The 26,741-nt window shown below is 72.1% G+C and carries 28 protein-coding genes, 1 pseudogene and 1 riboswitch; of the genes and pseudogenes, 14 read left to right on the plus strand and 15 right to left on the minus strand.

The window, feature by feature from the left end; all coding sequences use genetic code 11:
- The first annotated feature begins 65 nt into the window (after nt 1–65).
- Nucleotides 66–326, plus strand: a complete 261-nt coding sequence (locus tag ACWD0Y_RS21580) for a DUF3263 domain-containing protein (RefSeq protein ID WP_450261949.1) — start codon at nt 66–68, stop codon at nt 324–326.
- Between the two features lie 74 nt (nt 327–400).
- Entirely contained in the window at nt 401–1,270 is an 870-nt protein-coding gene (gene otsB, locus ACWD0Y_RS21585) for a trehalose-phosphatase (protein WP_450261950.1), read from the plus strand.
- Nucleotides 1,271–1,346: 76 nt separating this feature from the next.
- On the opposite strand, the gene ACWD0Y_RS21590 is transcribed toward otsB, so the two are convergent.
- Both ACWD0Y_RS21590 and ACWD0Y_RS21595 read right to left on the minus strand, forming a co-directional pair.
- Complete coding sequence (locus ACWD0Y_RS21590; RefSeq protein ID WP_450261951.1) at nt 1,347–2,750, minus strand: alpha,alpha-trehalose-phosphate synthase (UDP-forming); 1,404 nt, start codon at nt 2,748–2,750, stop codon at nt 1,347–1,349.
- 61 nt (nt 2,751–2,811) lie between these two features.
- Nucleotides 2,812–3,765, minus strand: coding sequence for a glucosyl-3-phosphoglycerate synthase (locus ACWD0Y_RS21595; RefSeq protein WP_450261952.1), 954 nt, complete (start codon nt 3,763–3,765; stop codon nt 2,812–2,814).
- A gap of 179 nt (nt 3,766–3,944) precedes the next feature.
- Nucleotides 3,945–4,072: riboswitch (SAM riboswitch) on the plus strand.
- 17 nt (nt 4,073–4,089) lie between these two features.
- On the opposite strand from ACWD0Y_RS21595, the gene thrC reads away from it, so the two are divergent.
- The 4 genes from thrC to groL all read left to right on the plus strand — a co-directional run bounded on the left by thrC (nt 4,090) and on the right by groL (nt 8,227).
- Nucleotides 4,090–5,394, plus strand: coding sequence for a threonine synthase (thrC, locus tag ACWD0Y_RS21600; RefSeq protein ID WP_450261953.1), 1,305 nt, complete (start codon nt 4,090–4,092; stop codon nt 5,392–5,394).
- Entirely contained in the window at nt 5,391–5,666 is a 276-nt protein-coding gene (locus tag ACWD0Y_RS21605) for a MoaD/ThiS family protein (protein ID WP_093800299.1), read from the plus strand. The genes thrC and ACWD0Y_RS21605 overlap by 4 nt, the downstream gene beginning before the upstream one ends.
- A 420-nt stretch (nt 5,667–6,086) precedes the next feature.
- A complete protein-coding gene (locus tag ACWD0Y_RS21610) occupies nt 6,087–6,290 on the plus strand; it encodes a cold-shock protein (RefSeq protein WP_005315736.1) in 204 nt (67 codons plus the stop codon).
- A 314-nt stretch (nt 6,291–6,604) separates the two neighbouring features.
- Nucleotides 6,605–8,227 carry a chaperonin GroEL gene (gene groL, locus ACWD0Y_RS21615; RefSeq protein WP_093800300.1) on the plus strand — a complete coding sequence of 541 codons (1,623 nt, stop codon included), beginning with the start codon at nt 6,605–6,607 and terminating at the stop codon, nt 8,225–8,227.
- Between the two features lie 273 nt (nt 8,228–8,500).
- Here groL and ACWD0Y_RS21620 read toward each other — a convergent pair whose 3' ends face one another.
- The 5 genes and pseudogenes from ACWD0Y_RS21620 to ACWD0Y_RS21640 form a co-directional block, all read right to left on the minus strand.
- A complete protein-coding gene (locus ACWD0Y_RS21620) occupies nt 8,501–8,911 on the minus strand; it encodes a RidA family protein (RefSeq protein WP_450261954.1) in 411 nt (136 codons plus the stop codon).
- A gap of 280 nt (nt 8,912–9,191) precedes the next feature.
- Nucleotides 9,192–9,320, minus strand: a pseudogene (locus tag ACWD0Y_RS21625) (GNAT family N-acetyltransferase); the annotation flags it as partial.
- A 1-nt stretch (nt 9,321) separates the two neighbouring features.
- Nucleotides 9,322–9,849 carry a hypothetical protein gene (locus ACWD0Y_RS21630; protein ID WP_450261955.1) on the minus strand — a complete coding sequence of 176 codons (528 nt, stop codon included), beginning with the start codon at nt 9,847–9,849 and terminating at the stop codon, nt 9,322–9,324.
- Between the two features lie 141 nt (nt 9,850–9,990).
- Entirely contained in the window at nt 9,991–10,254 is a 264-nt protein-coding gene (locus ACWD0Y_RS21635) for a DUF397 domain-containing protein (RefSeq protein WP_450261956.1), read from the minus strand.
- Nucleotides 10,238–11,077 (minus strand): helix-turn-helix domain-containing protein, encoded by an 840-nt coding sequence (locus ACWD0Y_RS21640; RefSeq protein ID WP_450261957.1) that lies wholly within the window; start codon nt 11,075–11,077, stop codon nt 10,238–10,240. Before ACWD0Y_RS21640 ends, ACWD0Y_RS21635 begins: the two co-directional genes overlap by 17 nt.
- 116 nt (nt 11,078–11,193) lie before the next feature.
- On the opposite strand from ACWD0Y_RS21640, the gene ACWD0Y_RS21645 reads away from it, so the two are divergent.
- The gene (locus tag ACWD0Y_RS21645) at nt 11,194–11,409 is read left to right on the plus strand and encodes a hypothetical protein (protein WP_450261958.1); all 216 of its coding nucleotides are present in this window, start codon (nt 11,194–11,196) and stop codon (nt 11,407–11,409) included.
- A gap of 84 nt (nt 11,410–11,493) precedes the next feature.
- Here ACWD0Y_RS21645 and ACWD0Y_RS21650 read toward each other — a convergent pair whose 3' ends face one another.
- From ACWD0Y_RS21650 to ACWD0Y_RS21660, 3 genes are read right to left on the minus strand one after another with little or no spacing between them, the layout of a single operon-like run.
- The gene (locus ACWD0Y_RS21650; RefSeq protein ID WP_450261959.1) at nt 11,494–13,002 is read right to left on the minus strand and encodes a PTS transporter subunit EIIC; all 1,509 of its coding nucleotides are present in this window, start codon (nt 13,000–13,002) and stop codon (nt 11,494–11,496) included.
- Between the two features lie 47 nt (nt 13,003–13,049).
- Nucleotides 13,050–14,066 (minus strand): N-acetylmuramic acid 6-phosphate etherase, encoded by a 1,017-nt coding sequence (gene murQ / locus ACWD0Y_RS21655; protein WP_450261960.1) that lies wholly within the window; start codon nt 14,064–14,066, stop codon nt 13,050–13,052.
- A 37-nt stretch (nt 14,067–14,103) separates the two neighbouring features.
- Nucleotides 14,104–15,051: a MurR/RpiR family transcriptional regulator gene (locus tag ACWD0Y_RS21660; RefSeq protein WP_093800309.1), complete on the minus strand. Its 948-nt coding sequence runs from the start codon at nt 15,049–15,051 to the stop codon at nt 14,104–14,106.
- Between the two features lie 75 nt (nt 15,052–15,126).
- On the opposite strand from ACWD0Y_RS21660, the gene ACWD0Y_RS21665 reads away from it, so the two are divergent.
- Both ACWD0Y_RS21665 and ACWD0Y_RS21670 read left to right on the plus strand, forming a co-directional pair.
- On the plus strand, nt 15,127–15,486 hold the full coding sequence (locus tag ACWD0Y_RS21665; RefSeq protein ID WP_450261961.1) for a hypothetical protein: 360 nt from the start codon (nt 15,127–15,129) through the stop codon (nt 15,484–15,486).
- Complete coding sequence (locus ACWD0Y_RS21670; RefSeq protein WP_093800311.1) at nt 15,483–15,755, plus strand: DUF4031 domain-containing protein; 273 nt, start codon at nt 15,483–15,485, stop codon at nt 15,753–15,755. Before ACWD0Y_RS21665 ends, ACWD0Y_RS21670 begins: the two co-directional genes overlap by 4 nt.
- Nucleotides 15,756–15,817: 62 nt before the next feature.
- Here ACWD0Y_RS21670 and ACWD0Y_RS21675 read toward each other — a convergent pair whose 3' ends face one another.
- Together ACWD0Y_RS21675 and ACWD0Y_RS21680 are read right to left on the minus strand one after the other, a co-directional pair.
- On the minus strand, nt 15,818–17,062 hold the full coding sequence (locus tag ACWD0Y_RS21675; protein WP_450261973.1) for a Cmx/CmrA family chloramphenicol efflux MFS transporter: 1,245 nt from the start codon (nt 17,060–17,062) through the stop codon (nt 15,818–15,820).
- 102 nt (nt 17,063–17,164) lie between these two features.
- A complete protein-coding gene (locus tag ACWD0Y_RS21680; RefSeq protein ID WP_450261962.1) occupies nt 17,165–17,842 on the minus strand; it encodes an HD domain-containing protein in 678 nt (225 codons plus the stop codon).
- A gap of 173 nt (nt 17,843–18,015) precedes the next feature.
- On the opposite strand from ACWD0Y_RS21680, the gene ACWD0Y_RS21685 reads away from it, so the two are divergent.
- Complete coding sequence (locus ACWD0Y_RS21685; protein WP_450261963.1) at nt 18,016–18,705, plus strand: copper homeostasis protein CutC; 690 nt, start codon at nt 18,016–18,018, stop codon at nt 18,703–18,705.
- A 226-nt stretch (nt 18,706–18,931) separates the two neighbouring features.
- On the opposite strand, the gene ACWD0Y_RS21690 is transcribed toward ACWD0Y_RS21685, so the two are convergent.
- Nucleotides 18,932–21,085, minus strand: coding sequence for a HelD family protein (locus tag ACWD0Y_RS21690; protein ID WP_450261964.1), 2,154 nt, complete (start codon nt 21,083–21,085; stop codon nt 18,932–18,934).
- A gap of 289 nt (nt 21,086–21,374) precedes the next feature.
- On the opposite strand from ACWD0Y_RS21690, the gene ACWD0Y_RS21695 reads away from it, so the two are divergent.
- The 3 genes from ACWD0Y_RS21695 to ACWD0Y_RS21705 all read left to right on the plus strand — a co-directional run bounded on the left by ACWD0Y_RS21695 (nt 21,375) and on the right by ACWD0Y_RS21705 (nt 23,826).
- On the plus strand, nt 21,375–21,572 hold the full coding sequence (locus ACWD0Y_RS21695) for a hypothetical protein (protein WP_450261965.1): 198 nt from the start codon (nt 21,375–21,377) through the stop codon (nt 21,570–21,572).
- A 191-nt stretch (nt 21,573–21,763) separates the two neighbouring features.
- On the plus strand, nt 21,764–23,044 hold the full coding sequence (locus ACWD0Y_RS21700) for a glycosyltransferase 87 family protein (RefSeq protein ID WP_450261974.1): 1,281 nt from the start codon (nt 21,764–21,766) through the stop codon (nt 23,042–23,044).
- 158 nt (nt 23,045–23,202) lie between these two features.
- Entirely contained in the window at nt 23,203–23,826 is a 624-nt protein-coding gene (locus tag ACWD0Y_RS21705; RefSeq protein WP_450261966.1) for a flavodoxin family protein, read from the plus strand.
- A gap of 70 nt (nt 23,827–23,896) precedes the next feature.
- On the opposite strand, the gene ACWD0Y_RS21710 is transcribed toward ACWD0Y_RS21705, so the two are convergent.
- Nucleotides 23,897–25,552, minus strand: coding sequence for a DNA repair helicase XPB (locus tag ACWD0Y_RS21710; protein WP_450261967.1), 1,656 nt, complete (start codon nt 25,550–25,552; stop codon nt 23,897–23,899).
- A 103-nt stretch (nt 25,553–25,655) separates the two neighbouring features.
- Between ACWD0Y_RS21710 and ACWD0Y_RS21715 the strand changes: the two genes are divergently transcribed.
- Entirely contained in the window at nt 25,656–26,183 is a 528-nt protein-coding gene (locus tag ACWD0Y_RS21715) for a VanZ family protein (protein WP_450261968.1), read from the plus strand.
- Nucleotides 26,184–26,264: 81 nt separating this feature from the next.
- Here the strand turns inward: ACWD0Y_RS21715 and ACWD0Y_RS21720 are convergent.
- The coding region (locus ACWD0Y_RS21720; RefSeq protein ID WP_450261969.1) for a WYL domain-containing protein at nt 26,265–26,741 on the minus strand (477 nt) is incomplete at its 5' end.

Genomic DNA, 26,741 nt, shown 5'->3' on the forward strand with positions numbered 1-26,741 from the left:
AGAAACCCAGAGCAGCACAGAGCAACGCAGAGCGGGGTGTTTTCGACCCGTTCTAGACTGCTCATATGCCTTACGACTCCGACGAAGAGGACGCGCGCGGTACCGAGCTCTCCGAGCGGGACCGTGCCCTCCTCGCCGTGGAGCGGCGCTCCTGGGCCGGGCCCGGGGCCAAGGAGCGGGCCATGCGCGAGCAGCTCGGCATCTCGCCGACCCGCTACTACCAGCTCCTCAACGCCCTGATCGACGACCCGCGCGCGCTCGCCCACGACCCCGTCACCGTCAACCGCCTCCGCCGGGTGCGGGACGCCCGCCGCGAACGCCGCTGAGCCGCTACCGGGCCATCGCCGAGCCGGTACCGGGCCGGTGCCCGGCCGGACGTGCGCCGGTAGGGTCGGGGGGCATGGGCAGCCAACCGCAACCGCAACCGCATCCCCTGCCGACCGACCTCACGCCGGCGACCCCCGTCGGCCGCGACGGCCTCGCCGCGCTGCTGGACGCACCGGACCGGGCGCTGATCGCCCTCGACTTCGACGGCACGCTCGCCGACATCGTCCCCGACCCCGAGCAGGCCCGCGCCCACCCCGGCGCGGTGGAGGCGCTCGCCGCCCTCGCGCCCCACACCGGCGCCCTCGCCGTGATCACCGGCCGCCCGGCCGCCGTCGCGGTCCGCAACGGCGGCTTCGCGGGCGTCCCCGGCCTCGAACACCTCGTCGTGCTCGGCCATTACGGCGCCGAACGCTGGGACGCTGTCACCGGTACCGTCCGCGCCCCCGCCGCCCACCCCGGCGTGGAGGCCGTCCGCGCCGAACTCCCCGGCTTCCTCGACGGCGTCGAAGCCTGGCGCGGCTCATGGGTCGAGGAGAAGGGCCGGGCCGTCGCCGTGCACACGCGCCGCGCCGCCGACCCGGTGACGGCGTTCGAGTCCCTGCGCGTCCCCCTGGCCGAGCTCGCCGCCCGCCACGGCCTGATCGTCGAACCCGGCCGTCTGGTACTGGAGCTGCGCCCGCCCGGCGTCGACAAGGGCGTGGCGCTGACCGAGCACGTGCGTGAGACCGGTGCGAGCCGCGTCCTGTACGCCGGGGACGACCTGGGCGACGTGGCCGCGTACGCGGCCGTGGAGAAGCTGCGCACGGAGGGCGTCCCGGGCCTGCTGGTGTGCAGCGGCAGCGAAGTCCCCGCCCTCGCGGACCGGGCGGACCTGGTGGTCGAGGGCCCGTCGGGAGTGGTCCGGCTGCTCACCGCTCTGGCCTCGATCACCGGAGGGGCCTGATTCCGGGCCGGACCCGGTTGCCGCGCGCGGCCGCGCTTTTTGCGCCGCGGCGGCTTCCCGGCCCGGCCCGCCCCGGCTACTCCGAGGCCAGCGCCGCGAGCTGGTCCAGGAACCAGGCCGTCGGCGGCAGCGCCGTCGCCGCCGCGGCCAGCCGCTTCGTCCGCTCGGCCCGCTCCTGCGGGTCCATCACCAGCGCCTCGTGCAGCGCGTCCGCCGTCGCCATGACGTCGTACGGGTTGACGGTGATCGCGTCCTCGCCCAGCTCCTCGTACGCCCCCGCCTCCCGCGAGAGCACCAGCGCGCATCCCTCGTCGGAGACGACGGGCACCTCCTTGGCCACGAGGTTCATGCCGTCCCTGACCGGGTTGACCAGCGCCACGTCGGCCATCCGGTACGCCGCCAGGGACCGCGCGAAGTCGTCGTCCAGCTCCAGCAGCACCGGCTGCCAGTCGTCCGTCCCGTACTCGGCGTTGATCTCCTCGGCGAGGCGCCGTACGGACGCCATGTAGTCGCGGTACACCGCCAGGTCCTGGCGCGACGGATACGCGAACGCGATGTGCACCACCCGCCCGCGCCACTCGGGCCGGTCCGTGAGCAGCCGCCGGTAGGCGAGCAGTCCGCGCACGATGTTCTTGGAGAGTTCCGTACGGTCCACCCGGACGACGGTCCTGCGCCCGGCCCCGACCCGCTCCCGCAGCCTGACCAGCCACTCCTCCACGTCCTGCCGTTGCGAGCGCGCCCGCAGGAAGTCCGCGTCCGCGCCCAGGCCGTGCACCCCGACCGCGGTGCCCTCCAGCGCGCCGGCGCCCAGCACGTCCACCGCGCACGCCGCGAAGGTGTCCGCCCAGCGCCGGGTCAGGAACGCCACCCGGTCCGCGCCCAGCAGACCGCGCAGCAGCTGCCGCGCGATGTCGTCGGGCAGCAGGCGGAAGTAGTCGACGGGCGCCCACGGGGTGTGCGAGAAGTGGCCGATCCGCAGGTCCGGGCGCAGCTCGCGCAGCATGCCGGGCACCAGGCACAGGTGGTAGTCCTGCACCATCACCACGGCGCCCGGCGCCGCCTCGGCGGCCAGGGCGTCGGCGAAGGCGCGGTTGTACGTCTCGTACGCCGCCCACTGCCGCCGGAACTCCGCGTCGAAGGCCGGCTCCAGCGGGGTCTGGTAGAGCATGTGGTGGACGAACCACAGCACGGAGTTCGCGATGCCGTTGTACGCGTCCGCGTGCACCCCGGCGTCGATGTCGAGCATCCGCACGCCCGGCTCGCCGGTCCCGCGCCGCACCGCCTCCCGGTCACCGTCCCCGAGCGCCGCGCACACCCACAGCGAGGAGGCCCCGTCCCCGTCCCGCCCGATCGCCGACAGACCGGAGACGAGACCGCCCCCGCCGCGCCTGGCGTCGAGTGAACCGTCCTCGCGGAGGGTGTACGAGACCGGGCCGCGATTGGAAGCGACGAGTACCTGTGCAGCGTGCTCGGAGACCATGTGCCGAACCTAGCCAGTCCTGGATGCCCTCAAACGTGCGTACGGTCCGGAGCGACCGGCGTCACGCCGCGCGGCGTGACGCGTACTCGTCGATCTCGCACATCGGCGGCCGCTCCTCCGTGTCCACCGCGTAGGTCCGCGGCACGAACCCGAACCCGCCGTCCTCGCCCCGTTCGAACTGCGTCAGCTCGGGCCGCACCAGGGCGCCGCGCGAAAGCCGCTGCTGAGCCGTCCGGTAGATCGTGGCGGCCATCCGTCCGAGCGCCTGCCCGTCCTGGTGGCGGTGTTTGCGTACGCCCACGTCGACCTGGGCCAGCGCGTCCAGGCCCACCGTGTGGAGCGAGTCGACGAGCAGGCCCAACTCCACTCCGTAACCGACGGGGAAGGGCAGCCGCTCCAGGAGCGAGCGGCGCACGGCGTACTCGCCGCCCAGCGGCTGGACGAATCCGGCCAGCTGCGGCCAGTGCAGATTGAGCAGCGGGCGGGCCACCAGCTCGGTCACCCGACCGCCCTGACCTGTGGCTTCGCCGAGAGGACGGTCGTACATCGCCTTCACGAAGTGCACGTCGGGCTCGGTGAGCAGGGGCCCGACGATGCCCGAGACGAACGAGGCGGAGAAGTCCCTCAGGTCCGAGTCGATGAAGCACACGATGTCACCACTGGTCACCAGGAGTGACCGCCATAGCACCTCTCCCTTGCCGCGCAGGGCCGGTATGCGCGGCAGCACGGCGTCACGGTGGACGACCCGTGCCCCCGCCGCCGTCGCCACCTGCGCCGTGCGGTCCTTCGAGCCGGAGTCGACGACGACGAGCTCGTCGACGAGCGGCACGGCCTCCATCAGCTCATGGCGTATCGCCGCGACGATGTCACCCACCGTCGACTCCTCGTCGAGGGCGGGCAGCACGACGCTGACGGTGTGGCCACGTCCGGTCTTGGCCGCGACCAGCCGGTCCAGCGACCGGTCGGCCGTGGTCCAGGACCGCAGTTCCAGCCAGCGCTCCACCTCTTCGAGCACGTGCTTCTCCCTTGCGTGCCATGCCGCAAAAGCGGCATATCAATACAGTCATCTCGCGGTGCGGACGACTGTCTCCGCCGCCCGGGGCTTCGGTTACAGTCTTGAACAACGCGGACCGCCCTCGCATCTCGGGGGGTCTCGCGGACACAAATGCGCCGGGTCCAGACCCGCCGCCATAGCGCTCATCCAGAGGGACAGAGGGAACGGCCCGTTGAAGTCCCGGCAACCATCCCGCCGACCGCGAGGTAACGGTGGGGACGGTGCCAATTCCGTCTCACGGCGAAACGCGCCGTGGGGAAGATGAGGAGAAAGGGCCTCGCCACCATGGCTGTGCAGACCGTCGAAACCGATGCAAGCGCCACCGACTCGCATTCCCAGCCCGTAGACCTGGGCCCCGCCACCGCGCTTTCCTGCCGCGAGTGCGGAGAGCGATTCGAACTCGGCCCGATCTTCGCCTGTTCTTCCTGTTTCGGTCCTCTCGAGGTCGCCTACGACCTCCCGCTCGGTGACGCCGAGGCGCTGCGCAAGCGGATCGAGGCCGGACCGGACAACATCTGGCGCTACGCGCCGCTGCTGCCCGTGCCCGCCGACGTGGCGTCCAAGCCCAGCCTGAACCCGGGCTTCACCAAGCTCGTCAAGGCCGACAACCTGGCCCGCGAGCTGGGTGTCACCGGTGGTCTGTACGTCAAGGACGACTCCGGCAACCCGACGCACTCCTTCAAGGACCGCGTCGTCGCCATCGCCGTCGAGGCCGCACGCGCGTTCGGCTTCACCACGCTCTCCTGCTCCTCCACCGGCAACCTCGCCGGCGCGGTCGGCGCCGCCGCCGCGCGGGCCGGCTTCCGCTCCTGCGTGTTCATCCCGCACGACCTGGAGCAGGGCAAGGTCGTCATGGCCTCCGTCTACGGTGGCGACCTGGTCGGCATCGAGGGAAACTACGACGACGTCAACCGTTTCTGCTCCGAGCTCATCGGCGACCCGCTGGGTGAGGGCTGGGGATTCGTCAACGTCAACCTGCGCCCGTACTACGGCGAGGGCTCCAAGACCCTGGCGTACGAGATCTGCGAGCAGCTGGGCTGGGAGATCCCGGACCAGCTCGTCATCCCGATCGCCTCGGGCTCGCAGCTCACGAAGATCGACAAGGGGCTCAAGGAGCTCATCGCCCTGGGCCTGGTCGAGGACAAGCCGTACAAGATCTTCGGCGCCCAGGCGGAGGGCTGCTCCCCGGTGTCGACGGCCTTCAAGGCCGGGCACGACGTCGTACGGCCGCAGAAGCCGAACACGATCGCCAAGTCGCTGGCGATCGGCAACCCGGCCGACGGCCCGTACGTCCTGGACATCGCCCGCCGCACGGGCGGCGCGGTCGAGGACGTCGACGACGAGCAGGTCGTCGAGTCGATCAAGCTGCTGGCCGAGACGGAGGGCATCTTCGCGGAGACCGCGGGCGGCGTGACCGTCGGCGTCACCAGGAAGCTCATCGAGGCCGGCCTGCTGGACCCGGCCCTCACGACCGTCGTGCTCAACACGGGCGACGGCCTGAAGACCCTTGAGGCGGTGGCCCCGACCACGGGCCAGTCCGCCGTCATCCGCCCCAACCTGGACTCTTTCCGAGAGGCTGGCCTCGCATGAGTGTCAACGTCCGCATTCCGACGATTCTCCGTACGTACACGGACGGCAGGGCCGAGGTCGCGGCCGAGGGCGCGACCCTCGCCGAGGTCATCGCCGACCTGGAGAAGAACCACGCGGGCATCGCGGCCCGGGTCCTGGACGACCAGGGCAAGCTGCGCCGCTTCGTGAACGTGTACGTGAACGACGACGACGTGCGCTTCGAGCAGGGCCTGGAGACGGCCACGCCGGACGGCGCAGGCGTCTCGATCATCCCGGCCGTCGCCGGAGGCTGATCCGCCGCCGCACCGCCCTCGTCACGCGCCTTGCCCCCTCCGCCACAGAAGCGGAGGGGGCAATTCTGCAGGGTTGAGCGGGGTAGAGTTGGGGAAACCCCCTCCGCTGCCTTTGCCGGACGCATATGAGAATGCGTCCCCGTGCGACAAGAAGCAGCCAAAGTGTTCGAGCCGATTGCCGCCAATGCGCGCCTTGTCCGGCCCGACTTGCCCTGGAAACCAGGGAATTCCTCATATTCGAGTGTTCGGCCGCGCCCAGATTTCTCGCCCGATTGACCTGTTGCAGAGGGCAGTTGGGCGGATACATTCAGCCGCGGTCGACGCGTTCCGGCGCACGCCCTCTCCTGTCGGAGGGTGGAGATCTGACCCGGGTCCGCGAAGTGCGGTCCCGTGCAAGGGCCAGTAATAGGGGAGTTAGGCATGGCTCAGGGCACCGTCAAGTGGTTCAACGCGGAGAAGGGGTACGGCTTCATCGCGGTCGACGGTGGTGCGGATGTTTTCGTCCACTACAGCGCGATCCAGATGGACGGTTACCGCACCCTTGAAGAAGGTCAGCGAGTCGAGTTCGAGATCTCGCAGGGCCAGAAGGGTCCGCAGGCGGACATGGTCAAGCTCGCCGTCTGATCCCGGCGCGATCGGCCACCGACGCACTCACGCAGGAAGGGCCTGCACCCACACCGGGTGCAGGCCCTTCCTGCGTGCCGCGTGTCCCCGGACCGTCTGTCCACATCGGAGGGGGACGCTTGCACTCGAAGGGGTCGAGTGCTAATCATTGGCGTTAGCACTGTTAGCACTCTCCCAGTGAGAGTGACAGAAGGACCGGGCCGGTGAGGCCCGCAGGCCGGGTGGGACAAGGAAAACCACCAGGCAGGCTGGCCGTCCGTCGCGGGCGCCACTCGGTCCGGAGAATCCACCCCAGTCCGGGAGGACCACTTCACATGGCCAAGATCATCGCGTTCGACGAGGAGGCACGGCGCGGTCTCGAGCGCGGGATGAACCAGCTCGCCGACGCCGTCAAGGTCACCCTCGGCCCCAAGGGCCGCAACGTCGTCCTCGAGAAGAAGTGGGGCGCCCCCACGATCACCAACGATGGTGTTTCCATCGCCAAGGAGATCGAGCTCGAGGACCCGTACGAGAAGATCGGCGCCGAGCTGGTCAAGGAAGTCGCGAAGAAGACCGACGACGTCGCCGGTGACGGCACGACGACCGCGACCGTCCTCGCCCAGGCTCTGGTCCGCGAGGGCCTGCGCAACGTCGCCGCCGGCGCCAACCCGATGGCCCTCAAGCGCGGCATCGAGAAGGCCGTCGAGGCCGTCTCCGCCGCTCTCCTTGAGCAGGCCAAGGACGTGGAGACCAAGGAGCAGATCGCTTCCACGGCCTCCATCTCCGCCGCCGACACCCAGATCGGCGAGCTCATCGCCGAGGCGATGGACAAGGTCGGCAAGGAAGGCGTCATCACCGTCGAGGAGTCGCAGACCTTCGGTCTGGAGCTTGAGCTCACCGAGGGCATGCGCTTCGACAAGGGCTACATCTCGGCGTACTTCGCCACCGACATGGAGCGCATGGAGTCGTCGCTCGACGACCCGTACATCCTGATCGTCAACTCCAAGATCTCCAACGTGAAGGACCTCCTTCCGCTGCTGGAGAAGGTCATGCAGTCGGGCAAGCCGCTGCTGATCATCGCGGAGGACGTCGAGGGCGAGGCGCTGTCCACGCTCGTCGTCAACAAGATCCGTGGCACCTTCAAGTCCGTCGCCGTCAAGGCTCCGGGCTTCGGTGACCGCCGCAAGGCCATGCTCGGCGACATCGCCATCCTCACCGGTGGCACCGTCATCTCCGAGGAGGTCGGCCTCAAGCTGGAGAACGCCGGTCTCGACCTGCTCGGCCGCGCCCGCAAGGTCGTCATCACCAAGGACGAGACGACGATCGTCGACGGCGCCGGTGACAGCGACCAGGTCCAGGGCCGCGTCAACCAGATCCGTGCCGAGATCGAGAACTCCGACTCGGACTACGACCGCGAGAAGCTCCAGGAGCGCCTGGCGAAGCTGGCCGGCGGCGTGGCCGTCATCAAGGCCGGTGCCGCCACCGAGGTCGAGCTCAAGGAGCGCAAGCACCGCATCGAGGACGCGGTGCGCAACGCCAAGGCCGCCGTCGAGGAGGGCATCGTCGCCGGTGGTGGCGTGGCTCTGCTCCAGGCCACGGCCGTCTTCGAGAAGCTCGAGCTCTCGGGCGACGAGGCGACCGGCGCCAACGCCGTGCGTCTCGCGCTGGAGGCCCCGCTCAAGCAGATCGCCGTCAACGGTGGCCTCGAGGGTGGCGTCATCGTCGAGAAGGTGCGCAACCTGCCGATCGGTCACGGCCTGAACGCCGCGACCGGCGAGTACGTCGACATGATCGCCGAGGGCATCATCGACCCGGCGAAGGTCACGCGCTCCGCTCTGCAGAACGCCGCGTCGATCGCCGCGCTGTTCCTCACCACGGAGGCGGTCATCGCCGACAAGCCCGAGAAGGCCGGTGCCCCCGCGGGCGGCGGCATGCCGGGCGGTGACATGGACTTCTGATCGACTCGTTCGATCATCTGTCCCGCAGCACCGGGGCGGCATCCCTTCGGGGGTGCCGCCCCGGTGGCGTTTCGGCGGGCGAAGTCCTTGGGCTTCCCGGGGCGCGAGGGGCATGCCCACGGGGCAGGACGGGTGCTGCTGGTACGTCGCGTCCTGCGGCTCACCGCGTACGGTCAGGGTGCAGTCGTCGCACGGTCGATGCGGCGTGGTGGACGGGGGCCGGCCGGACGGTTCATGGCGGCAGCGGCTCCCTTGGCCGGACTTCGCGCCGGGTTACCGGATCAGCCCGATCGCCTCGATCTCGATCATCCACTCCGGACTGGCCAGCGAGGAGACCTCGACGAAGGACTCCGCAGGGTGAGGCTTGTCCGGGAAGTGCTCCGCGCGCAGCTTGGAGAAGACGTCCTGCTGGGTGATGTCGGTGACGAACACGGTTGCCTTGACCGTCTCGGCGAGGCTGGAACCCGCGTTCGTCAACACCGTCGACAGGTTGGCAAGGGCCTGGCGGGCCTGGGCCTCGAAGTCCCCGACCCCGACGGTGGCGCCATGCTCGTCGATGGGGGCCTGCCCCGATACGAAGACCAGGTTCCCCACCCGGACCCCGAGCGAGATGCCGGCGGATTCGTACCAGTCGGGGTCCGCGGAGACGCGTACGCGCTCGGAGGCGGACGGTGTGAAGGACATGCCGGCTCTCCTCAACCTCAATATGGCAGGCACTGAACCGCGATGACCGCGGCCGGGCACCACAGGGTGATCCAAGAAGGAGGAGCGCTGCCGGACGGGGATTGATTCCTGCGGACAGGTCCGTATCCGCCCGACTGCCGGGCGCGGTCGTGAGGCCGGCGGTCGGCCTCGGACACCTTCCGTGCTCCCGTCAGGAAGCGGTGGATCCTGGTCCGTGGCCACGAGGCCCGGCAAGCGGGGCTACGTCTTCCACGGAACCAGCACCGTCGCAGCGATCCGCTCATGGCTCCGGCCTTGCCCCTCCGGGCAGGCCCTGGCCCTTCGAGTCAGGCTTCCAGTCCTGGACGAGGAGCCCGGGCAGTACCTCGTCCAGGAACTCGCCCATCACTCAGGCCGAGGAGCGCAGGGCCCTAGTCCACCCACCTCCGCAACAGCTCCTCCCGCTCCGCCCCCCGGGGCGCGCTCCCCTCCCACGCGCGGCCCCACTCCGACATCGCCGCCAGCGTCGTGGCCATCGTCGCGGCGCCCTCCGTGAGGCGGGACAGGAGGGTCCGGGAGAGGTCTATCTCTGTCGGGGAGTAACCGACGGCCGCGGCCGCGTAGGCGGTCAACTCGTGTTCACCGCCGGGTGTTTCCACGCCCACCGTCATCATCGGCGGGATCTCGTCCGTCCAGCCCGGGCCTATGGACAGAGCCAGGTTCATCACTGTGTCCAGCGCCATGTCCTTGACCGCGCCGATCTGGCGCTTCAGGGTTTTCACGGGGACGTCCGCCACCGTCAGGGCACGTACGTCCTCCCACAGGTGGAGGCCGGACTGCCCGTCGCCGAGGGCCACCACGCCCTCGGGGGTCAGGCGTACCCCGGGAGCCAGACCGGACGGCTTCGCGCCCACGTACACATCGCCCTCGGCGATCCAGAACAGGCCCACCATGGGCATGGTTTGCTCACTTCCCCCGACGACAGCACCGCTGTCGTGTCACACATCGAACGATCAGGACGCCCTCCGCAACGCGCTAAGGGGCCGGGAAGTTCCCCCTTCCCGGCCCCTTCACGCGTTGCCCGAACTGTCGGACGCCCCTCAGCGCCGCTTGAGGTCCGCGACGAAGGCGGACCAGGCGGCGGCCCGGAACACGAGCGCCGGAGCGTCGGGGGTCTTGGAGTCGCGGACGGGGACGATGCCGGGGTGGCCGTCGGCTACTTCGAGGCAGTTGCCGCCCTCGCCACCGCTGTGGGTGGACTTGCGCCAGGTGGCGACCTCCAGGCAGTCGCCGCCGTCTCCGCCGCTGTAACTGGACTTGTGCCAGGTCGCCGTGGAGAGGTCGTACTCAGGATTGATCTTCATGCGCGTAATCCTCCGCCACTGAATCGATCAGAGCCAGGGATTCCTTGGGTGACAGCGCCATGGCCCTGACCAAATCGTAGGTCAGTTCGTGGCGGGCGACGGTGGCCGGATCGTCCTGCAACTGCCCTGTTCCTAGGCCTTGGATGTAGGCGAGAGGAGGCGCGTCCTCGAAGGCCATCAGCTTGAGGAAGCCATTCAGGGCCGCGTGGGCACCCGCATCGAACGGCAGCACCTGCACGATGACCCGGTGGCGCCGGACCATCGCCGTCACATGGCGCAGCGCCTCCGCCATGTCGGCGGGCTCGCCGACCTTGCGGCGCAGTACCGCCTCGTCCAGGACCGTCCACAACAACGGCTTTGCTGGATCGTCGAGCAGGTGCGAGCGCTCCAGCCTCGCCGTCACCAGCTCGTCGATGACCGCCTCCGTAGCCGTTGGCTGGTACGCGCGGAAGATCGCCCTCGCGTACGCCTCCGTCTGCAACAGGCCCGGGATCAGCAGCGGTGCGTACTCCTTGATCGCCGTCGCGATCGCTTCCGCCTCGGCCGCTTCCGCGAAGTGGTCCGGGTACTTCGACTTCGTCGACGCCTTGCAGTTCCGCTCGAAGAAGCCGCCCGTGCCCAGGACTTCGTCTATCTTCACCGCGTACTCGGGCATCATCCGGCGCGTGCCCGCCTCCAGCTGGCCGATGAACGAGCCGCTCACGAACAACGGCTGGCCCAGCTCCTCCTGAGTGAGGCCGGCCTTCTCGCGGGCGTGGCGCAGTTCCGCGCCGAGCAGGGCTCGGGGGGAGGAGGACGGGTCGAGTCCCTTGGGTCCGGGCATGGCAACTCCCTGTGCGACAGGTGGGTTTGTTGGGCTGCCGCTACTGGTCAGGCTAGTGCGCGCTCGGACACGCTGTGTGAGGAAAGCGAACACTCAGTGTGCGGAGGTGCCTGGTCATGGTGGTGCGATCGTCGGAGCGGCTGCGGGCGGCCGAAGAAGTGGTGCGGCAGTTGCAGGAGGGCCTGGAGGTGGTGTCGGTGACGCTGCCGTCGTTGCGGGTGGACGTGGTGTCGCTGGCGAGCGAGGCGCCGTACCCGCTGGTGGACCTGGGGCGGTGCAACCTCGACACGGCGATGCGGCTCGCCGCCGTCCTGCACGGGCTCAAGCCGTGACGGGCGGCGGGCCGCGTTGAGCAATCGTGAGGGCGGCATCTCCACTTCCATGAGGTCGAGATGCCGCCCTTTTCGTTCGTGCTTTCAGGCCCGCGACGGTTCCTGCTGCGGGGGTGCCGGCGTCGAGGAGCCGGCCACCGGGGGCGTCTCGGGGGCGTCCGTGGAGACGTTGAGGTCGGTCAGCATCTGCTGGGTGAAGCCGAAGTAGTACGTGGCCAGGAAGCCCGTGACGTAGCCGACGACCAGGCCGGCGGCGTAGATCGCGGCGACCGTGGCCAGGCTCTTGTCGCCGTCGAGGAGGGGGAACAGGGCCCAGCCGGACGGGCCGATGGCCGTCGAGCCCACCGAGTCGCCGAGCTGGTTGAGCAGGCCCACGACGCCGCCGCCGAAGGCGCCGCCGACGCACGCGGTGACGAACGGGCGGCCCAGGGGGAGCGAGACGCCGTAGATCAGGGGCTCGCCCACGCCCAGGAAACCGGGCGCGATCGCGGACCTGATGGTGCGGCGGATCGAGGTGTTGCGGGGGAGGCGGAGATAGACCGCGGCGGCCGCGCCGACCTGGCCCGCGCCCGCCATGGCGAGGATCGGCAGGAGGACGGTGAAGCCCTGCTGCTCGATGAGGGTGGCGTGGATGGGGATCAGGGCCTGGTGCAGGCCCAGCATCACGAGGGGGAGGAACAGGCCGCCGAGGACGAAGCCGGCGGCCACGCCGCCGGTGGACAGCAGCCAGCCGGCGAAGTCGCCGATGGCCGTGGAGATCTCACCGGCCACGAACATCAGGCCGAAGACGGTGACGAGGCCGGAGACCAGGACCGTGAGGGTGGGGGTGACCAGGACGTCCAGGGACTCCGGGACCCAGCGGCGGCACCATTTCTCGACGTACACCCCGAGGACCGCCGCGCCGAGCGCGCCCAGCACACCGCCCTGGCCCGGGGAGAGCGACTGGCCGAAGGCGTCGGCGTCGGCGACGCCCGGGAAGACGATGATCGCGGCGACCGCGCCGCCCAGGATCGGCGTACCGCCGAACTCCTTCGCCGTGTTCAGGCCCACGAAGACCGCGATCAGCGCCATGAAGCCGGTCGCGATGGCGGCGAGGGCGGGGGTGACGGCGGGGAGCCAGCCCAGGTTGATGAGCAGGCCGTTGAGGCCGGCGATGATGCCGCAGCCGATCAGGGCCGGGATCAGCGGGACGAAGATGTTCGCGATCCTGCGCAGGAACAGCTTGAAGGGGGTGGCGTTCCTCGCCTTCTGCCGGTCCTTGATCGCGGCGCCCTGTGCGGCCAGTTCGCCGGCGGTGGGGGTGGGGGCGGCCGTGGGGACGGGGGCGGCCGCTCGTTCCTCCGCCACCAGGGCCTCGAACTCCGGGGTGACCCGGGCGACCGTGCCCGGCCCGAGCACGATCTGGTACGTGTCGTCCTCGACCACGCCCATGACGGCGGACAGTGCCTTCAGTTCCTCGTCCCGGACGAGGGTGCGGTCGCGCAGGCCCAGGCGGAGCCGGGTCATGCAGTGGGCGATGGAGGTGACGTTCCCCGCGCCTCCGACGAGCGGAAGGATCGCGGCGGCGGTGGCGCGGTTCTTGGGTTCGGTCATGGTGCGGGTGCCTTGCTGTGCGGGAGGGGGGAGGAGGTGCGGGTGGTTCAGGTGGTACGGGCGGCCCGGAGGGCGGCGCGGAGGTGGCCCTGCGCTTCGTCGAGCAGGGCGGCGGAGGTGGGGCCGTCGACTCCGGAGAGGAGGACGAGGATGGCGTTCTTGACCTCGCCGTCGGTGGCGGTGAGCGCGGCCTCGATCTCCGCGTCCTGCGCGCCGGTGGCCAGGGCGACGATGCGGCGGGAGCGGGCGCGCAGCTTCTCGTTGGAGGCGCGGACGTCGACCATGAGGTTTCCGTACGTCTTGCCGAGCCGGATCATCGTGATGGTCGAGATCATGTTGAGGACGAGCTTCTGGGCCGTGCCCGCCTTGAGGCGGGTGGAGCCCGTGAGGAGCTCGGGGCCCACGACGACCTCCAGGCCGTGCTCGGCGGCGGCCGCGAGCGCGCTGTCCGCGTTGCAGGACAGCCCGATGGTGAGGGCCCCCGCGGCGCGGGCGTGTTCGACGGCGCCGATGGCATAGGGGGTGCGGCCGGAGGCCGAGATGCCGACGACGGTGTCGTCCGGGGTGAGGGCGAGGGCGTCCAGGTCCGCCGCCGCCAGCTCCCTGGAGTCCTCCGCGCCCTCGACGGCCTTGACCATCGCGGTCGGGCCGCCCGCGATCAGGCCGACGACCTCGGACGGGTCGGTGTTGAAGGTGGGTGGGCACTCGCTCGCGTCCAGCACGCCCAGCCGCCCGGCCGTGCCGGCGCCCGCGTAGACCAGGCGGCCGCCGCGGGCCATCCGCTCGGCGGTGGCGTCGATGGCGGCGGCGATGCGGGGGAGCTGGGCGGCGACGGCCTCGGGGACGGTGCGGTCCTCGCCGTTCATGATGCGGGCGATCTCGGCCGTCGGGAGCCGGTCGATGTCGGCGAGCTCGGGGCGGAACGCCTCGGTGGTGAGGGTGGCGAGCTGGGCGCGCAGTTCGCCGTAGGTGCGGGAGTCCCCGGGGGAGTCCGTGTCCCGGGAGGCCGTGCCCCGGGAGTCCGTGGCCGGGGTGGAGTTCGCGTTCGCGCGGGTGGAGGTCATGAGGAGGGCGGCTCTTTCTCGTCGTACAGGCTGGCTTCTAGCGGGTGCTGCCGCGCGGGGTGTGGCGGTGCGCGAGGGCCTCGTAGGAGGCGGCGAGGGCGGGGGCGGCCGTGTCGTACGTGCGCTGGGCCACGCCTATGAACAGGCAGTCCACGACGAGGAGCTGACTCGTACGGCTGGACATGGCGGCCGGGCGCAGCTCGCTCTCGCGGGCGGTCGAGGTGGTGAGGACGTGGTCGGCGTACTGCGACACGGGCCCGTCCGGGCGGCCCGTGATCGCGACCGTCGTCGCTCCCCGGTCGAAGGCGACGCGGAGGGGTTCTATGACGTCACCGGTCGATCCCGAGTGCGTGATGGCCACGGCCACGTCGCCGGAGCGCAGCTGCACGGCGTTGGTGACGGCCAGGTGCGGGTCGGTGTGCGCGTGCGCGATGAGACCGATGCGCAGCAGCTTCTGGGCGAGGTCCATGCCGACGAGGGAGGAGGCGCCGACGCCGTAGATGTCGATGCGGCGGGCCCCGGCGAGGGCGGTGACGGCGGCGCCGAGCTGGACGGTGTCCAGGCCGGCGGCGGTGTCGGCGAGGGTCTGCTGCTCGTCGTACGCCAGCTTGGTGACGACGTCGGCGATCGGGTCGTCGACCGCGATGTCGGCGGTCACGGCGGGCGCCCGGCCCGACTGCTGCTGGGCGGCGAGCCCGGCGAGCGCGAGGCGCAGGTCGCGGTAGCCGGGGTAGCCGAGGAGGCGTGCGGTACGGACGACGGTGGCCTCGCTGGTGCCGGTGAGCTCGGCGAGACCGGTGACCGTGAGGGCGGAGCAGCCGGCCGGGTCGGCCGCGACGGCCTCGGCGACGCGCTGCATGGAGCGGGTCATGGACGGGGCGAGGGTCCGTACCTTGGCGGCCAGGGCGGCGGGCGCGGGCGGGGCGGAGCCGCTGCCGGTGGTGCCGGCGGCCCCGGTGAAAATTTCCTTCACTTCATTGGTCACTCTTGAAAGATATTTTCGAGCCGGTGGGCCGTCAACCCCACGTCCGCCCTGTGCGGGGCGCGGGACAATGGCTCCATGGAACCCCTCACGTCCCCGCTCGAACAGGCCCTGCACGTCGCCCGCGCCCTGGTCATGGCCGACCTCACGGCCCGTGACGTGGCTCAGGCGGACGTCGTGTCGATGGTCGAGGACGCGGTCGCGCAACGCCGGTGGTGGGTGGAGCAGTGGCCGGATGGCGCGGCGTACGTGACGGGGCTGATAGCCCAGGACGTGCAGGACGCGCTTCTGGAGCGGTACGGCCGCTGGCCGCTCTGCCCGGTCTGCGCGGACGGGGAACCGCACGCCCTGGAGGTCGAGCCGGAGCTGGGGGCCGACCCGCACTGGGTGTGCACGAAGGCGGCCGTCATGGTGGCACCGGTCGGCGGCCTGACGTGACGGTCTACATCGACCCGCCGACCTGGCCGGGGCACGGCCGCATGTGGTCGCACCTGGTGAGCGACGTCTCGTACGAGGAACTGCACGCGTTCGCGGCCGCCATCGGGTGCCCGGCGCGGGCGTTCGAGCGCGATCACTACGACGTGCCGGACGTGCGGTACGCGGACGCGGTGGCGGCGGGGGCGGTGGAGGTCGGCTCGAAGGAGCTGGTGCGCCGGCTCACCGCGGCGGGGCTGCGGCGGCCGAAGGGGCGGCCGGCGCCGGAGTGACCCCCGGAGGGTGTCCGGGGGCCGGGGACGCCGGGGGCCGGGGCGGGGTGCGGGGGGTTCGTTCAGGCGCCGGTGCGCTGCGTCGCGGCCGTGTCCGGGGCGGGGGCGGGTGCGGGCACCGGTGCGGGCGCCGACGCCGACGCCGCGATCAGGCGTGAGCCGCCTCCGCGCTGGAGCCGCAGCGAGAACACCACCGCCACCAGTGCCAGTACCGTCATCGCCGCGCCCGCCCACGCCGTCGAGGAGAAGCCGAAGCCCGCGTCGATCACCGTGCCGCCGAGCCAGGGGCCGCCCGTGTTGCCCAGGTTGAAGGCGGCCGTCGTGGTCGCGCCCGCCAGGGTGGGGGCCGCGCCGGCGACGTTGAACATCCGGGCGTTGAGCGCGGGCGCCGTGTAGAACGCCGAGAGGCCGAGCAGGAACGACAGGGCCACCGCCACCACCGCGCTCGAAGCGAAGAGGGCCAGTACGGCCAGGAAGACCGTCGAGGCCGCGATGCCGCTGATCAGTACGCCGAAGAGGTGCGCGTCGGCGACCCGGCCGCCGACGGTCGTACCCACCAGCGCGCCGATCCCGAACAGCGCCAGGATCGTCGGCACCCAGCCGGCGTCGAGGCCCGCCACGTCCGTCAGCAGCGGCGCGAGGTAGCTGAAGGCGCAGAAGACGCCGCCCGCCGCGAGCGCCGTGATGGCGATCGCGAGCCAGACCTGGCCGTCACGGTAGATCGCCAGCTCCCGCTTGAGCTGCGGCTTCCGGGCGGGCAGCGGGATGCGCGGGATCAGCGTCACGACACCCACCAGCGCGACGGCCGAGGCGGCGCCCACCGCCCAGAACGCCGACCGCCAGCCGAAGTGCTCGCCGAGGAACGCGCCGGCGGGCACACCGAGCACGTTCGCGATGCTCAGGCCGCCGATCATGACGGCCATCGCCCGCGCCCGGTGGTTCACCGGCACCATCGCGATGGCGACCGCCGCCCCCACCGCCCAGAACCCGGCGCACGCGAAGGCGCTCACGACGCGCGAGGCGAAGAGCAGCTCGTACGTCGGGGCCAGCGCGCCGGCGACCTGCCCGAGGCCGAAGACCGTGATCAGGGCGATCAGGGTCGTACGGCGGGGGAGGCGCAGTGTGGCCACGGCCAGCAGGGGCGCGCCGATCACCATGCCGATGGCGAAGGCCGAGATCAGCAGTCCGGCCCGGGGGATGGACACGCCCATGTCGTCGGCGATCGGTGGCAGCAGCCCGGAGAGCATGAACTCGCTCGTTCCGAGGGCGAAGACCGCCATTCCGAGTATGTACACGGCCAGGGGCATGCGGGTGCGGCGATCGGCGGAGTCAGGCATGGCAGTTGAAAACACCACTGACGCCGCCCGCATTCCCGCCGGTGTTCCCGGCGGCTTCGCCGGCACCCCGGCTCAGGCGGTGAGCAGGTCCAGCTCCGTCGTCAGGTTCTGCCGCGCCCGCGCCTCCCACTGCGCTCGCCCGTGCGGCGTGCGGAACAGCGCGGGCAGCTCCAGGAGCTGCCGGAGCACCGCGGCGCGGCCCTCGCGGAACGTGTCGTCGGGGACGAAGCCGTACTCCTCGCGCACCGCCGCGGCGTAGGCGGCGTACGACGCCGGGGGCGCGGCCAGGATCGCCAGGTCCGCGTCGCACAGGGCCTCGCCGTTGGTGTCGCCCGGGGCGGGGTCGTGGCCGGCGGTGAGGCGGACCAGGCGGGCGACTTCGGCCGTACGGGCGTCGTCGAGACCCAGCTCGGACAGGGCGCGCTCGGCGAGTACGGCACTGCGCTCCTCGTTCTCGGAGCGGTCGGGGCGGTAGACCGCGTCGTGGAACCAGGCGGCGAGGCGGACCGCGGCCGGGTCGCCGGCGTGGGCGGCGAGCGTGTCGAGGTGGCCGAGGACCGCGACCAGGTGGTCGGTGGAGTGGTAGCGGCGCTGCGGTTCGGCCCAGCGGGCGAGGAGGTTCTCGGCGTACGGGCGAGGGTCGGCGGCCCGGTCGTCGTCTCCGGCGGGGACGGTGTCCAGCCAGCGGCGGACCAGGTCGTCGTGCGCGGGGTGCCGGTCGTCGGCGGGGGTGTCGGCCGTGGCGTTCATGTCCCTCATTCTGCCGTCGGGCGCGCCGGTTCAGGAGGGCCCGTCGCGTTCCCGCGGTGTCCCCGTGGTCTTCACCGGCGTGCGCTGATGCGCTGGCGGGGCGTGGGCCCTAGGGTGGACATTGGACTAGACCTGTAGTCGCCGTTTTCCGAGTTCCCGAGGAATGAGGTCCCATGAGCAACCGTGCAGTCCTGGAGGTGATCGCCCTCGACGCGCAGGACGCGATCGCCGCCCAGTCCGGAGGGGCGGACCGGCTGGAGCTGGTCACCGACATGGCGGCGGACGGCCTGACCCCGTCCCGCGAGACCTTCGGACGCATCCGCGCGGCGGTGGAGATCCCGCTGCGCGTGATGCTGCGGCTGACGGACGGATTCGCCGCGGGGGACGTCGACGCGCTGGTGCGGGCGGCGCGGGGGATGCGCGCGGAGGGGGCCGACGAGTTCGTGCTGGGCTTCCTCGACGCGGACGGGACCCCCGACCTGGTCGCCGTCGAGCGGGTCGTGGCGGAGATCGAGGGATGCCGCTGGACGTTCCACCGGGCGATCGACCGCGCGGCGGACCGCGACGCGCTGCGCAAGCGGCTCGCGGAGCTGCCCGGCCTGGACGCGTACCTGACCGCCGGCGCGGCGGAGGGGGTCGACGCGGGCCTGCCGGTGCTCGTGGCGGAGGCGGCGCGGCGCGGCACACCGGGGTACGAGCCGCAGATCCTGGTCGGGGGCGGCCTGCGCCTCGGTCACCTGCCGGAGCTGCGGGCGGCGGGCATCGACGCCTTCCACATCGGCGGGGCGGCGCGGCCGGGAGGCTGGACGGGCCCGGTGTCGGCGGAGGCGGTACGGACGTGGCGGACGACGCTGGACGCGTAGGGGGGTGCGGGGGTGCGGGTGCAGGGGTGCGGTGCCGCTGCGCGGAGCTGTTCCCCTGCCCGCCCCTTCCCGGACCGGGGCTCCGCCCCGGGCCCCGGTTCCCAAGCGCCGGACAGGCTGAAAGCTGCCGCACGGGCGCAACCGGCGCAGCCGTATCGAGCCCGTCCGGCGATTGAGGACACGCCCGGATGGCGGTCCAGGGCCCGAGCCCGGGGCGGTGCCCCGGTCAGCCGAGGGCCGGCGGGAGAGGGGCCCGGTGGACGATGGTGAGGCCCGACACCGCTCGGGTCAGGGCCACGTACAGCCGCCGCAGCCCCGTCCGCTCGTCCGGCTCGCCCTCCACCACCGCCGCCGGCTCGTCCAGCACCACGTAGTCGTACTCCAGACCCTTCGCCAGCGACGCCGGCACCAGCGTCAGCCGCGCCCGCGCCGTCGTCTCCTCGCCGGGGGAGAGGTACGCGTGGCCCGCCGCGGCAAGGGCCGCCGCCAGCTCCGGGATGCGCGCGTCCGCCGCGATCAGTCCCGTCGAGCCCTCGTGGCGCAGCGCCTCGGCGCAGGCCGACACCACCGCTTCGGACACCACCGCACCGGACTCCACCCGCCGCACCGACAGCGAGCCGGGGCTCTCCCGCACGGACGACACCGGCGCCAGCCCCGGCGAGATCGACGGCAGCAGCCGCGACGCGTACGCGATGACGTCGCGCGGCACCCGGAAGCCCGCCGTCAGCTCCTCGACCGCCGCGTCCGGCTTGCCCAGGTGCCGCAGCGCCTCGGCCCAGCCCGCGGTGGCCCACGGCGTCGTGCCCTGCGCCAGGTCGCCCAGTACCGTCGCCGAGCCCGTCGTGCAGCGGCGGCCCACCGCGCGGTACTGCATCGGCGACAGGTCCTGCGCCTCGTCGAGTACGACATGGCCGAGCGAGTGCGTACGCGAGACCAGGTCGCTCGCCTCGTCGATGAGCACCGCGTCCGCCGCCGACCACTTCGCCGACTTCACGCTCCTGGGCGGCTTCGGCCACAGGATCGTCTTCTGCTCGTCGGCGCTCAGCAGCCCTTCGGCGTGCTCCGCCAGGAACTCCGCGTCCGACAGCAGCCGCAGGACCAGCTTCGCCGGGTCGACCGCCGGCCAGACCGCCTTGACGGCCGCCTTCACCGCCGGGTTGCGGGCCACCGTGTCCTGCACCCGGTCGTCGGGGGCCTCGCCCGCCTCCTCCATCCGTACGAGCACCGCGTGGGCGATGCGCCGCGGCAGCGCGTCATGGGCGGCGCCGTAACGGATGTCGCGGGCCAGCAGCTCGCTCACGATCTCCTCCAGTTCGTACGCCGGCACCCGCCAGCGGCGCGAGCCGCGCACCACGACCACCGGCTCGGCGGGAACGGTGACGTGCGAGCGCAGCGCCCGCCGCAGGACCTCCGCCATCCGCGCGTCGCCCTTGATCACCGCGGCGTCCGCCCCGTCCGTGCCGCGCACCCCGGCGTGCGGCGCCACCAGATCGTCGACCGTGGCCTGCTTGACCTCCAGCTCGCCCAGCGCGGGCAGGACCTGCTCGATGTAGTGGAGGAAGGACTTGTTCGGGCCGATGACCAGCGTGCCGGTCCTGGCCAGCCGCTCGCGGTGCGCGTAGAGGAGGTACGCGACCCGGTGCAGGCCCACCGCCGTCTTCCCGGTCCCCGGCCCTCCCTGCACGCAGACGCTGCCGGACAGGCCCGACCGTACGATCTCGTCCTGCTCGGGCTGGATCGTCGCCACGATGTCCCGCATCGGGCCGACGCGCGGGCGCTCGATCTCCGCCTGGAGCAGCTTGCTGCTCCGCTCCCCGGACTCCGCCGGGTCGGAGAGGTGCTCGTCCTCGTACGCCGTGAGCTCGCCGGCCGTGTAACCGAAGCGGCGGCGCAGCCCGACGTCCAGCGGGTCCTTCCGGGACGCCCGGTAGAAGGGCTGGGAGACGGGCGCGCGCCAGTCGATGACCATCGGATCGCCGTCCGCGTCGTGGACGTGGCGCCGGCCGATGTAGAAGCGCTCGCCCTCCGCGCCCTCGGCCCGGTCCGCGCCGACCGCGTGGAGGTAGTCGAGGCGGCCGAAGAAGAGCGGGGTGTGGGAGAGGTCGGCCAGCGACTTGATGCGTTCGTCGATCTGGGCGCCGAGGACGGCGGCGTTCACCCAGTTGGCGGTGACGTCGCGGATGTCGAGGGCCTCGGCGTCCTCGCGCATGGCGCGCAGCGCGGCGCGCGAGGCGGTGAGGTGGGCACGCTCGCGGCTCAGTGGATCGGTTCCGGTTCTGGTGCCGGTGCCGGTGCCGGAACCGGACCCCGGCTCGGGCGAGGGCTTGGTCCCGGGCTCGGTCTCGGGGATGGGGGCATGGCTGGGACTGGGCGCGGACACGGTGTTGCCTCCGGGGGGATCGCGACGTGGGCCGGCCGGTTTCCGTCCGGGCGGCGGCGCTCCACGGAGGGAGGCGGGAAGACCGGGGATTGTAGCCGCGGTGCCGCGCCGCGGGCCAATGGATTTCCGCCTCGGGCGGCGGCTCCCGGAGCCGGCCGTCAGGGTGGGGGTCAGGGGCGGGGTCGGGGTCGTAGTCGGGGTCGCAGGGGGCCCTCAGGAGGAGGGCGGGGGCCCGGAGTTCAGCCCGTAGACCGTTGTGCGCAGAATGTCCGGACCTCATCCTGGAGATATGGCTTCAGCAACCTTCACCCCAGGCCCCTCCACCCACCACACCCGCCCCGCCGGTGCGACCGCCGCGGGCGCCGCCCCCCACCCCGGCCACCGGATCGGTGACGCCCTGCGCGCCGTCAAGGTCTTCGTGGGCGCGGCGTTCGGCGTGGCCGTCCTCGGCGAGTACGCACAGGAAGCGGGTGTGAAGCGCCGCTGACCACGCGGCTCCGCGGGTCCGCCCGCCGATCCACTAGGGTCGCGGCCGTGGAACTCCGCAGCGTGACATCCCGATCACAGGGCGTACCGGCCCGGACGCCCGCCGACGTCAACGGCATCACCGGCATCAACGGCAACACCGGCGCCAACGGCAACACCGGCGCCAACGGCATCACCGGCGCCGCCGGTGTCCTGCTCGCCGTGTCGCTGGCCGCGCTGGGCGCGCTGTGCGTACTCCAGCACATCCCCATGGTCGACGCCCTCGTCTACCGGGCGGAAGGCGCGGCGGTCACGAACGGCACCGATCTGTACGGATTCACCGTCACCCAGTGGCAACTGCCCGCCACCTACCCGCCGTTCGCCGCGATCCTCTTCGTGCCGACCACCTGGCTGCCGCTGGGCGGCCTCAAGATCGCCTTCGCCGCCGGCAACGCCGCGCTCCTCGCGCTCCTCGTCCACCTCTCCTGCCGGTTCGCCCGGCTCCCCGCCACGCCTGCCCTCGTCCTCGCGGCCACCGCGCTCGGCCTGTGGCTCGAACCGGTCTTCCAGACCATCCTCTTCGGTCAGATCAACCTCGCCCTCGCCTGTCTCGTCCTCTGGGACCTGACCCGTACGGACGACGCGATCGGCAAGGGCTTCGCGCTCGGTGTCGCGGCGGGCGTCAAGCTGACGCCCGCGATCTTCATCGTGTACCTGCTGCTGACGGGGCGGGTACGCGCCGGCCTCACCGCCCTCGCGTCGCTGACCGGCACGGCCCTGCTCGGCGCGCTCGTACTGCCGCACGCCAGCGTCGACTTCTGGACCCGCAGGCTCTTCGAGACCGGCCGGGTCGGCAAGGCGTGGATCGTCGACAACCAGTCGCTGCAAGGGGTGCTGGCCCGCGTCCTGCACACCCCGGAGCCGGGCCCGGTGTGGCTCGCGGCAGCGGCGGGCGTCGCGGTGGCGGGGCTGTGGGCCGCGCGCCGGGCGGCGGTCGTGGCGGGCCGCGAGCCGTGGGGCGTGCTGGCCGCCGCCGCGACGGGGCTGCTGATCTCGCCGATCAGCTGGTCCCACCACTGGGTGTGGTGCGTGCCGGTGCTCGCGGTGCTCGCCGCCGAGGGACGGTGGCGGGCGGCCGGAGCGGTGGCCGTCGCCTTCACGGCGCGCACGCTGTGGCTGGTGCCGCACGACGGGGCGCTGGATCTCCGGCTCCCGTGGTGGCAGCAGCCGCTCGCGTCCCCGTACCCGCTGCTGGGGCTGGCCCTGCTGGTGTACGCGGCGACGGGGCCGGCGCGGGCCCGGCGGGCCCCGTCCCTCCCGCGCCCCGTCCCTGCCCGCGGTGGGGCGGGCGGCTCGGCCTCCTGGCTTCCCGCGTCCCCGGGCGGGCCGGAATCCCGTCCGGGGCGGACGGGGCCGCCGGACGGGACGGAATCACCCGGACGGGCAAGGCGGGCAAGGAGGGCAAGACGGGTGCGGCAGGCGCGGCGGGCGTGACGGGCGAACAGGGCCGGCGGGGCGAAGCGGCCTGCCGTCGGCCGGAATAGCCCCGGAAGAAAGGGAGTTGGAAGCGGGGACTCACCGATTCCCCCGGGCCGCGGCCGGCTTCACGCCCCTTCGGCGGTCGCGTCCAGGGGGCCGAGACCGGAGCAGACATGACCACCGACACGCCCCGCGGCACGGACCGTTCGTTCCTCTTCGTCCTCGGCAGCTCCCGCCCCGACGGCAACACCGAGATCCTCGCGCGGGCCGCCGCCGAGCAGCTGCCCGCCGGTGTCCCGCAGCGCTGGGTGGACCTGGCCCGGCTGCCGTTGCCCGACTTCCAGGACGGACGGCACGAGACCGACACCTGGCCCGCCGGGGAGAACGAGGAGACGCTGCGGCAGGCCACGCTGGAGGCCACCGACATCGTCCTCGCCTCACCCCTGTACTGGTACACGCTCTCCGCGCAGACCAAGCGCTACCTCGACTACTGGTCGGGCTGGCTGAGGGACCCCGCCTCGGACTTCAAGGAGCGGATGGCCGGCCGGACCCTGTGGGGGGTGACGGTCATGGCGGACGACGACGAGGCCGTCGCCGACGGGCTGACGACCACCCTCAACCACTCGGCGGCGTACCTGCGGATGCGGTTCGGCGGGGTGCTGTTCGGCAACGGCTCCCGGCCCGGTCAGGTCCGGGACGACGAGCGGGCGGCGATCCGCGCCAAGACGTTCTTCCAGCGCGAGGCCCCGCTCGCCCGGTTCCCCCACGAGGAGGAGGAGGCCGGGCGGCAGCGGTAACCGGACCGGGCCCGAGACCGGGTCGCGAAGCCCGGGGCCCGGGGCCCGCGATCCGGGCCCCGGGTCCGCGTTACGGCGTGGTGCCGTCGTCCGCCATCAGCTCGTCCGCGTCCACGATCCGGTACGCGTAGCCCTGCTCCGCCAGGAACCGCTGGCGGTGCGCCGCGAAGTCCTGGTCGATCGTGTCGCGCGCGACCACCGAGTAGAAGTGGGCCTGGTGGCCGTCCGACTTCGGCCGCAGGACCCGGCCCAGGCGCTGCGCCTCCTCCTGACGCGACCCGAACGTGCCCGACACCTGGATGGCGACCGTCGCCTCCGGCAGGTCGATCGAGAAGTTCGCGACCTTCGACACGACGAGCACACTGATCTCGCCCTGCCGGAACGCGTCGAAGAGCTTCTCGCGCTGCGCGTTCGACGTCTCGCCCTTGATGACCGGTGCGTCCAGGTGCTCGCCCAGCTCGTCGAGCTGGTCGATGTACTGGCCGATGACGAGGATCTGCTGGCCGGCGAACTTCCGTACCAGCGCCTCCGTCACCTTCCGCTTGGTCGCGGTCGTCGCGCAGAACCGATACTTCTCCTCCGCCTCGGCCGTCGCGTAGGCCAGCCGCTCGCCGTCGGTGAGGTTGACCCGTACCTCGACGCAGTCGGCGGGCGCGATGTAGCCCTGCGCCTCGATCTCCTTCCACGGGGCGTCGAAACGCTTCGGGCCGATGAGGGAGAAGACGTCCGACTCGCGGCCGTCCTCGCGCACGAGCGTCGCCGTCAGACCCAGGCGCCGCCGCGCCTGGAGGTCGGCCGTGAACTTGAAGACGGGTGCGGGCAGCAGGTGCACCTCGTCGTACACGATCAGGCCCCAGTCGCGGGAGTCGAAGAGTTCCAGGTGCGGGTAGACGCCCTTCCGCCTCGTCGTCAGGACCTGGTACGTCGCGATGGTGACCGGGCGGATCTCCTTGCGCGTACCGCTGTACTCGCCGATCTCGTCCTCGGTCAGCGACGTGCGCTTCACCAGCTCGTGCTTCCACTGGCGGGCCGAGACGGTGTTCGTGACCAGGATCAGGGTCGTCGCCTTGGCCTGCGCCATCGCGCCCGCGCCGACCAGCGTCTTGCCCGCGCCGCAGGGCAGGACCACGACGCCCGAGCCACCGTGCCAGAAGCCCTCGACGGCCTGCTTCTGGTACGGGCGCAGCGCCCAGCCGTCCTCCGCGAGGTCGATCGCGTGGGCCTCACCGTCGACGTAACCCGCGAGGTCCTCGGCCGGCCAGCCCAGCTTGAGCAGCGTCTGCTTGATCTGGCCGCGCTCGGAGGGGTGCACGGCGACCGTGTCCGCGTCGATCCGGGCGCCGACCAGCGGCTGGACCTTCTTCGAGCGGAGGATCTCCTCCAGCACCGGGCGGTCGGTGGTCGTCAGGACGAGACCGTGCACGGGGTGCTTGGAGAGGGTCAGACGGCCGTAGCGGGCCATCGTCTCGGCGACGTCGACGAGCAGCGCGTGCGGGACCGGGTAGCGGGAGAACTCGACGAGCGCGTCGACGACCTGCTCGGCGTCGTGCCCAGCGGCCCGCGCGTTCCACAGACCGAGCGGCGTCACCCGGTAGGTGTGGATGTGCTCGGGGGCGCGTTCCAGCTCGGCGAAGGGCGCGATGGCGCGGCGGCAGGCGTCGGCGCGCTCGTGGTCGACTTCCAGGAGCAGGGTCTTGTCGCTCTGGACGATGAGGGGTCCGTTCACGCGGGTTTCGGCCCTTTCTGCGGCAGGTCGGCCCGTACGGCCAAACGTCCAGTGTGCCGTACCGCGTGCGATACGGGTCGGGAGCGCGGGTAGACGGATGTCCATGACAGCTGAAGCGGAACCTCGTGTCCCCTGGTGGCGGACGGTACTGCGGGCCCTCGCGGTGGTCGCGGCCTTCGTCGGTCTCGTCCTGTTCTCGGCCGTACTGGCACGGCTGACCCTCGCTCCCTCGCAGGCCTCGGAAGACCTGGTCACCACCAATCTGACGCCCGGCGCCTCACTGCGGCAGTACGCCGAGGACTACACCTTCCTCGCCGCGTGCAAGCAGATCGGCGGCAACCTGCTGCTGGGCATGCCCTTCGGGCTGCTGCTGCCGGTGCTTGTGCCGCGCTCGCTGCGGCTGCTGCGCGTGGTGGTCCTCACGGTGCTGGTGATGGTGCTGGTGGAGCTGGCGCAGGGCGCGATGGTCACGGGCCGGGCGTTCGACGTCGACGACGTGATCCTCAATACGACGGGCGCGCTCATCGGCTACTTCCTCCTCGGCCGCAGGATCGGCCGGGCGGTGCGTGTGCGGCGTGCGCCGCGGGAGCGGGGGCGGGGGCGGGAAGACGCGGTGCCTTCCGGCCAGTGACCGCACCGGGGCGGGTCCGGCTTCCGCCGCGTCCCGGGGCGCCGCGTTCAGGGGCGCCGCCCCGGGGGCAGAGCCCCGCCCCTACGGGCTGTCCGCCAGTTCCGCCACGCCCGTGATGCGGTGCAGCGGGTACGTCCGCACCTCGTCGGCCGTGTGGTCGTACGCCGTGACGAAGCCGCCCTCCACCCGCACCGGCGCGATCACGCGCTGGCTCGCCGCGCCGTCCGCGTTGACGTAACCGATCCACACCGCGGACCCGGTGAGGGCGGCGGCCTGGACCGTGGCGAGCGTCTCCGCGGACGTGGTGCGCGGCAGCTCGCCGGGGGCCGTCGTCCCGGTTCCCGACGCGGCCGCCGGGGTCTCCTTGCGTACCGCCGTGGACGCCATGTCCCCGGCCCGGATCGCCCGCAGCGCGGCGCCCAGCAGCGTGTCGTCCGGGGCCGGCGGTCCCTCGGGGACGGGCGCGGGGGCGGTGCGCGGCGGGGTGCGGTAGGAGTGGGCCCGGGTGATCAGTACGTCTCCGGCCGCCGACTCGGCGGCCGGCGCGAAGCCCATCGT

It is taken from the genome of Streptomyces altiplanensis (assembly GCF_053591575.1).